The 7,614-nt window shown below is 60.3% G+C and carries 7 protein-coding genes and 1 rRNA gene; 2 read left to right on the forward strand and 6 right to left on the reverse strand.

The window, feature by feature from the left end; genetic code table 11:
- Positions 1–33 precede the first annotated feature (33 nt).
- Genes BUC24_RS25045 through BUC24_RS25070 form a run of 6 tightly spaced genes read right to left on the reverse strand, consistent with a single transcriptional unit; the run spans position 34 to position 6,288 of the window.
- A complete protein-coding gene (locus BUC24_RS25045) occupies positions 34–1,176 on the reverse strand; it encodes a VanZ family protein (protein ID WP_073223231.1) in 1,143 nt (380 codons plus the stop codon).
- The gene (locus BUC24_RS25050; RefSeq protein WP_307188476.1) at positions 1,173–1,781 is read right to left on the reverse strand and encodes an ABC-type transport auxiliary lipoprotein family protein; all 609 of its coding nucleotides are present in this window, start codon (positions 1,779–1,781) and stop codon (positions 1,173–1,175) included. Before BUC24_RS25050 ends, BUC24_RS25045 begins: the two co-directional genes overlap by 4 nt.
- Positions 1,782–1,789: 8 nt before the next feature.
- The gene (locus BUC24_RS25055; protein WP_073223235.1) at positions 1,790–2,749 is read right to left on the reverse strand and encodes an MlaD family protein; all 960 of its coding nucleotides are present in this window, start codon (positions 2,747–2,749) and stop codon (positions 1,790–1,792) included.
- On the reverse strand, positions 2,739–3,569 hold the full coding sequence (locus tag BUC24_RS25060) for an ABC transporter ATP-binding protein (protein ID WP_073223237.1): 831 nt from the start codon (positions 3,567–3,569) through the stop codon (positions 2,739–2,741). The genes BUC24_RS25055 and BUC24_RS25060 overlap by 11 nt, the downstream gene beginning before the upstream one ends.
- Positions 3,570–3,610: 41 nt before the next feature.
- Complete coding sequence (locus tag BUC24_RS25065; RefSeq protein ID WP_073223239.1) at positions 3,611–4,744, reverse strand: MlaE family ABC transporter permease; 1,134 nt, start codon at positions 4,742–4,744, stop codon at positions 3,611–3,613.
- A 56-nt stretch (positions 4,745–4,800) separates the two neighbouring features.
- The gene (locus BUC24_RS25070) at positions 4,801–6,288 is read right to left on the reverse strand and encodes a B12-binding domain-containing radical SAM protein (RefSeq protein WP_073223241.1); all 1,488 of its coding nucleotides are present in this window, start codon (positions 6,286–6,288) and stop codon (positions 4,801–4,803) included.
- Positions 6,289–6,479: 191 nt separating this feature from the next.
- Between BUC24_RS25070 and BUC24_RS25075 the strand changes: the two genes are divergently transcribed.
- Positions 6,480–7,103, forward strand: coding sequence for a DUF4124 domain-containing protein (locus BUC24_RS25075; RefSeq protein ID WP_083599144.1), 624 nt, complete (start codon positions 6,480–6,482; stop codon positions 7,101–7,103).
- A 427-nt stretch (positions 7,104–7,530) separates the two neighbouring features.
- Positions 7,531–7,614 (forward strand): 16S ribosomal RNA (locus BUC24_RS25080); the annotation flags it as partial.

Below are 7,614 nucleotides of genomic sequence, written 5' to 3' on the forward strand. Positions count from 1 at the left end.
CGCGTGAGGGAAGGTGCAATGATACGCGTTCTGCTAACTTCTGCGATCGGCGACCCGGTTCAGCTTATGCGAGGGCAACAAGAGGAACCATAGGGCAAAAAAGGGCCAGAGCAGGGACAGGAATTGCGCGGCGCCGTTGAAGTTCAGGAATTTTCCCTGGACCCAGCCTTGCAAGGTGGCCGAGAAATAGGGATTGACGGGTATCGTGTTCACCACGATCAGGCTCAGCAGCAAAGTCACGACGGCCAGCCGGCGCTGTGCCACCTGCGGCGCAAAGGCCAGTCCCGCCAGCATGATCAGACCAATCAGGAAGCCGCCCTGGGCGCCGGGTGTGATCCATACGAAGGCATTGTCAGGCGTGAACAGCAGCGAACTCGACATCGTCTTGAACAGCAGCGCCGCGCCCACCATCGCACCCATCAGCAGCATGCGCGGGGCGCCCCGGTTCAGCAGGCACAGCATGGTCAACACCGCGCCGGTCATGCCGCAGGCGGTGATCACCGTTTCCGACAGCCAGTATTGTTCCACGCTCATGGCCGAACCCGGGCGCAACATGGCCACCAGGTCGATATCGGCATCCATCCACTGGGACAGCCAGTCCGAAAAAATCGGCAGCAGCTGGCCGTGGCCGAACATGTAGCCGAGTGGATAAATCTGTGCGACCGGCCACAAGGCCAGCAAGACCAGGCCCTGGCTGGCGTGCGGCGCAAACCAGCGCTGACGCAGCTGATACAGGCGATTCTGGTTGAGGTAGGAACGGGCGCCGACCAGGCCCACCAATGCGCCTAGGAAGGCCCCGGCGGAATTGGTCATGAAGTCCAGATTCTGCGGCACCCGGCTCGGCAGATAGGTTTGTACAGCTTCCATGGTGCCGGACACCAGCACCCCAATCAAGGTCGCGCCAATCAGGGCCGGCACGCCGCGCAGGAAGGGATGCAGGGCCGGCACCAGCAACATGCCCAGTGGGACGTAGCCAATCACATTGACCACCACGTCGAACATGGTCCAGTACTGCGGCATGGTCAGCGTCAGGAAGGTCAGTGGCGACAAGCCCGCGCCGCGCCAGCCCGAAAATGGGAACCAGCTGGCGTAAATGATCAGCAGCAAGTACGCCAGCAGGGCAGCGCGCGCAACGGGCGAACCGCGTTGCGTCTGCGGTAATGCCTCCGGGGTCATTGCTTGGGCTGCGGCAGCGTGGCCAGCCAGGCAATAATATCGGCGGCCACCGCGTCAGTCGATGCAGCCAGGGCACGGGCACCGCCGGCAGCGTCCGCGCTGGTGGCCGTTGTTTTGCGGGTGAATGTTTTCTGGTCAATCAGCTTGTGCCCCTGGAACAGTGAGGCGCGCAGGACCAGACTGCCCTGGCTGCTGGCCTGGCTGTCGAAGCTATGCGTGAAGTCATCGATTTCGGTGCGCAGGATTGCCACGCCGCTGGACGCGTCGGTGGCGGTCAGGACCTTGGCGCCAGACTGGGCAATGCGTGCCTTGAGGCGCTGGGTCACCATCTGCAGCGGCGAGGCGCTCCAGCGGCTGTGCGCGTACGTGCGTGCCTGCAATGGATCGGCGTACGCCAGGCGGTAATACATGCGTTCATTGTCGAGCGCGGCTGTGCCAGTGACATCGGTGACCACCACCGCGCCGAACGGTTCGGTCGTGGCGGCTGCGCCTGGCGTGGCGGGGCCGAAGTCGAAGGTGGTGCTGGCGGGCGCCTTGTCGGTGGCGCAACCGGCCAGCATCAGGCCACAAGTCAATACGGCAAGCAGAAGTCGGGTCAGTTTCACAGTGGTCCTCATTTGGTCGGTGCGACAAAGCCCGGTTCGCCAGGGCCGGGGGTGCCGTTGGGGGCGCCAAACAGCAAGCTTTGCGGACGGTCGTTGAAGGTGTTGGCCGTGCGCCGCACGGCGCGTAGCGAGGTGCGTGCCTCGTCCGCCATGTTGACGATATGCGGCAAGGTTTCCAGTTCCAGGTCGGCGGTGACGCCTTCCAGCGAACTGCCCACCTTGTCCACGGTGGTGTTCAGGCGCGCAATCGGGCCGTCCGGCGCTTGCAGGCTCGATGCCAGACGGTCGAAGTTGCGCGTCATGCTGGTGGCGCTGTCGGACAATTCATTGAACGAGGCCAGGCTGCGCTCGACCTTCGCCTCCAGCTGCGGCAGGCGCGCCAGCGTCGGCTCCAGTTGTTTCGGCAGCGCTTCCCAGGCGTCGGCAGTGCGTCCCACTTTGTCAAACGCGCCCACAATGGTTTTTTGATTCTCGGGCGAGAGCATGGCATCGAGGCTGGTGGTAATGGCTTCGGCTTTTTCCAGGATGACCAGGCCGCGCTTTTCAAGCTGGTCAAGCAGGCCCGGGCGCAGTGGAATGCGGGCCAGCTTGTTTTCGTTGCTGGCCAGGGCTGGCGAGCCGGTCTTTTCATCGTCAAGCTGAATGAAGGCAATCCCGGTCACGCCCTGGTAACCCAGTGTGGCGTAGGTGGTCTTGGTGATGGGCGCATCTTGGTCGATCGACAGGTGAATCAGGATTTGTCCGGCGCTGGTCTTGTCGAACACGATGTCGCTGACCTGGCCCACTTCCAGGCCGCGGTAGCGCACCGTTGCCTGCGGGTTCAGGCCGGGGATCGATTGCACGGTCGCAATTTCGTACGGGGTACGTTCGGTACGGTCGCGATTGAACCAGATTCCGGCCAGCACGGCCGCGATCAGCAGTCCGATCGTAAAAAAGCCCGTCATGAGGGCGTGCGATCTATTTTCCATCTTCTTGTTTCTCCGATTCGTTGGCCGCTTCCGTTTCATCGAGCACTTCCAGGGCGCGCTGACCGCGCGCGCCAAGGAAGAATTGCTTGATGAACGGATGATCGACTTCCAGCACATCGCGCGTCGGTCCGACCGCGATCACATGTTTTTCAGCCAGCACGGCAACCCGGGTGGACAGGGCGAACAGCGTATCCAGATCGTGCGTGACCATGACGACCGTCAGGCCCAGCTCGCGGTGCAGCGACTGGATCAGGGCCACGAACGCGTCCGACAGGTCGGGATCGAGGCCGGCGGTTGGCTCGTCCAGGAACAGCAATTGCGGCTCCAGGGCCAGCGCGCGCGCCAGCGAGGCACGCTTGATCATCCCGCCCGACAGGTCGGAAGGCATCTTGTTGGCATGCTCAATGCCCAGGCCCACCATATGCATCTTGAGCAGCACCGCATCGCGGATCACGTCTTCCGGCAAGGCGCGCAGCTCGCGCAGGGGCGTGGCGATGTTGTCGAACACCGTCAGCGCCGAATACAGCGCCCCCTGCTGGAACAGCATACCCCAATGGTTGCGCATGCGGCGCAACTGGTCGGCGTCGGCCTCGCTGATGTCTTCGCCAAACACGCGCACGCAGCCGCGCGCGGGCCGCTCCAGCCCCAGCATTTGCCGCAGCAGCACGGTCTTGCCCGTGCCTGAGCCGCCCACGATGGTCAGGATTTCGCCGCCGTAAATTTGCAGGTTCAAATCCTGGTGCACCACGGTACGTCCGAACTTGGTCCACAGGCCCGTGATTTCCACCACTGGCGGGCCCACATCTTCGTCCGGCACCATATTGAGGCGTTGCTCGCGACCGCCCGTTGTACATTTCTCCATCAGAACCCCACCTCCGAAAAGATGATGGCAAACACGGCGTCCGCCAGGATCACCACCGTGATGGCGGTCACGACCGAGGTGGTGGTGCCGCGCCCGAGGCTTTCGGTATTGGGTTTGATGCGCAAGCCGTAATGACAGGACACCAGGGCGATCAGCACGCCAAAGGTGGTGCCCTTGAGCAGGCCGATCACGTAATTGGCAAACGGCACGGCATCCGGCAATTCCTGCAGGAAGTAGCGCGCCGACAGGCCCAGTTCCACCTTGGCGGCGGCCATCCCGCCCAGCAGGGCCATGCTGTCGGTCCACACCACCAGCAGCGGCATCGAGATGGCCAGTGCGAGCGCTTTTGGCATGATCAGGCGGTAACCGTGCGAAATTCCCATGACCAGCATGGCATCGAGTTCCTCGGTCACCCGCATGACACCAAGCTGGGCGGTGATGGAGGAACCGGAGCGCCCGGCCACCAGAATCGCCGCCAGCAGCGGGCCCAGTTCGCGGATCACGCTCATGCCGAGCAGGTTCACCAGGAACATGTCGCCCCCATACGCGCGCAGTTGCTGCGCGCACAAATAGGACAGCACCACCCCAATCAGGAAGCCAACCAGCGCGGTAATTCCAAGCGCCTGGAAGCCGGAATGAAAGATGTTGGCGGAAACTTCGCGCCACGGCCCGGTGCGCGGATGGCGCACAAAACGGCCCAGGTCCTGCACCACCTGCCCGATCAGGCGGATGAACCCATGCATGTGCTCGAAGAAGGACAGGACCCCACGGCCCAGCACGATAACCGAGTTGAGCCGGCTTTTGCGCTCGCGCGGTACCTGCAGGCGGCTCGCTTCTTCGATGCGCGAAAATAATTCTTCCTGGCGTTCAGCCAGTTTCAGTTGGGCCGGGCGCTGCTTGCCCCAGGCATTCCAGAACATCTGGGCGCCAATGTGGTCCAAGCTGGTGAGTTGGCTCAAATCCCAGGTGACTGCGGCCTGGTCCTTCAAAGAGGCAAGCGAGGCGCTGAGCGACTTGATGGCGCCGCTTTGGGCCAGCGCATGGACTTGCCAGATTCCACTGGCGACGACCGCAGGTGACCCGCCTGCATCGGCGTGGTGGATGGTTAATGTTGGCGCATTTTCAATCGGCATTGCGCCAGTGTAAAAGAGATTCGCTATGGCCGCTACCGGAGTTCGTGCGCGACTGCTCAGGCCGCCAGATGCCGTGCCTGGCGTACCGGTGCGCTCACTGCCGGCTTGGCCTTGTCGGCGGGCGCATCCATGCGACCTGCATAGTCGCTGCCGACCAGTTCGTTGGCGTCCAGCTTGGACATGCCCTGCAGTTGCAGCCACTGGCTCACCAGCGCTGCCAGGCGGTCCAGGGCAATTCGGTGGGTCGCGTCGGTTTTGCTGTAAATCCAGTCCGAGAACGCCATGAAGTTATCGAACGGCGCGCTGCCCAGCATGCGCGCAATCGTATGCGTAAAGCGGCCCGAATTGGCCACCAGATCCCAGTAGCGGGCAAAGCGGACCAGGCGCTGCATGGTGGCAAAGTCAATCCGGTCCGTGGCCAGAATGGTGTACGGGGGGTAAGGATCGAACACCATGCCGAATTGTTCGGTATGGCGGATGATCGGGGTGCCGCGCAGACGCTTGAGGATGCCGAACTGGATTTCATGCGGCTTGAGCGCGACCAGCTGGTCGAAGCCGCGGGCGAAGCTGGCCACGTCCTCACCGGGCAAGCCGGCAATCAAGTCCACATGCAAGTGAGCGTGGGAATGTTCGCACAGCCAGCGAATGTTGTCGGCAGCCTTGGCATTGTCCTGCTTGCGGCTGACCAGGGCTTGCACTTCCGGGTTGAAGCTCTGGATCCCAATCTCGAATTGCAGCGCCCCCGGCGGGAACTTGCTGATACCTTCCTTGAGCGCATCGGGCAAATGGTCAGGGACCAGTTCAAAGTGCGCATATACCGGATCGTCGGGATTGGCCTCCAGCTTGTCGAGGAAGAACTGCATGATCTTCAGGCTGGTCTTGATATTCAGATTGAAGGTGCGGTCGACAAACTTGAACAGCCGGGCGCCGCGCGCATGCAGCGACTCCAGTTCGGCCAGAAAGGTGTCCAGTCCAAAAGGCCAGGCTGTCTTGTCCAGCGCGGACAGGCAAAACTCGCACTTGAAGGGGCAACCGCGGGAGGCTTCCACGTAAATCGTGCGATGGGCAATGTCATGGTCTGTATACAGTGTGTACGGCATATTGATCTCGGCCATGGGCGGCTGGATGCCTGCATGCACCTTCATCAACGGTGTGGGCCCCTGCAGAATTTCTCTGCACAGCTTGGGGAAGGTGACGTCGCCCCAGCCGGTGACCAGATAGTCGGCCAGCTTGACAATCGCCTGCTCGCCATGTTCGAACGATACTTCCGGCCCGCCCAGCACAATGGTGATCTGGGGCGCTACCCGTTTCAACATGGCGACGACCTTGGTGGTTTCCTCCACGTTCCATATATAGACGCCAAAGCCGATGATGCGCGGCGCCGATGCCAGCAGGCGCTCGACGATCTCGGTGGTCTTGGCCCCGATCACGAATTCCTGCAAGCGGGTCTGGTCCTGCAGATCGCCCATATTGGCCAGCAAATAACGCAGACCCAGCGAAGCGTGGGCGTAGCGGGCGTTCAGGGTGGACAGCAGGATGGTCATGATCGGTCGTCATAGGGGTTCAAGCACGTCATTTTACGCGCCTTGGCGCGCGCCACCAGGGAATGGAGCGCCTGGCACGGCGCCCGGGGAGTTGTTTTGCTGCAACCCGCAAATACAACTCGTGGTGCTTTTTGCGGCAATGATCATTAGTATGTGGACTTGTTCCGCAATAACTTGCCTTGCCGTTCCCTATGATGAAAACTTCCGTCGCTTTGATTGTTGGCTGCTTCCTGGCATCCGGTGCTATGGCGCAGCAGATGTACAAGGTGATCGGTGCGGATGGCAAAATCACCTATTCCGATCGTCCGGCGCTGGAAAAGGCCAACAAGATGAGCGTGATGAAGGCGTATACATTACGCCCGGTCGAGGAAGAAAAGAAGAAAGAAGCAGCGAAACCAGAGGTCGCCATGCCGGCCCCGGACCCGAATGCGTCGATCACCCCTGAAGTGGAAGATGCCATGGTGAGTATTTTGACCATGAACGAGCTCAGCATTAAATCCTTGCCAATATGTAGCGCGACCGACGCGTCGGCGCGTGCATTCAGCGCCTCGACTACTGCCTGGAAAAAGCGCAACGCCCCTTATATAGAGCAGCAGAAGCGGCTTCTGATGGAAGTCATGTCGCCCCATAAGCGTGCGGAATTGCTGGAAAAGTCCAGCGCCGCGGCTGCAGATACGGGCCGGTCCATTCCCCCGACAGCACAAGGACGGCGCGATTGGTGTGCGGGAACGATCGCTGAGCTCGATAGCGGACGCAGTGATATCAATAAGCCATTCATGCTGACGATACCCATCACCAAATATCGCGCGAAGTAAGTTTTCACACTGCATAACGAAGAAAACCGCAAAGGGGCCCTTGTCAAAGACGGGCCCCTTTGCTATAGTTCGCCTCCTGTTGAAAAGCACGCGAAATCAAGTAGTTGCGAAGCTTTCATCGGAGAGCACCTTAAGTGCTCTGCAGTAAAAAAGAAGTTGACGAAGTTTGCTGAATCCTGCATAATCTCATCTCTTCGCTGCTGACAAACAAAACGCTTTGTCAAAAACGCAGCAAGCAGTACCGAATAAGTTCTTTAACAATTAACAGTCGATAAGTGTGGGCGTTTGATGAAGGTGCCAAAGACTTCGGTCTTTGAATACTTAAATTATCAAATGTTCACAAAAAAGAAATATAGGCGCTTCGAAAGAAGTGGCCTGTCAGTATTTTGAGTGAGCGATCTGTCGGAAACGACATTAAACAGAGATTGAACTGAAGAGTTTGATCCTGGCTCAGATTGAACGCTGGCGGCATGCCTTACACATGCAAGTCGAACGGCAGCGCGGGGCAACC

Source organism: Massilia sp. CF038 (assembly GCF_900129765.1).
In the GTDB taxonomy this organism is placed as follows: Bacteria; Pseudomonadota; Gammaproteobacteria; order Burkholderiales; family Burkholderiaceae_D; genus Telluria_A.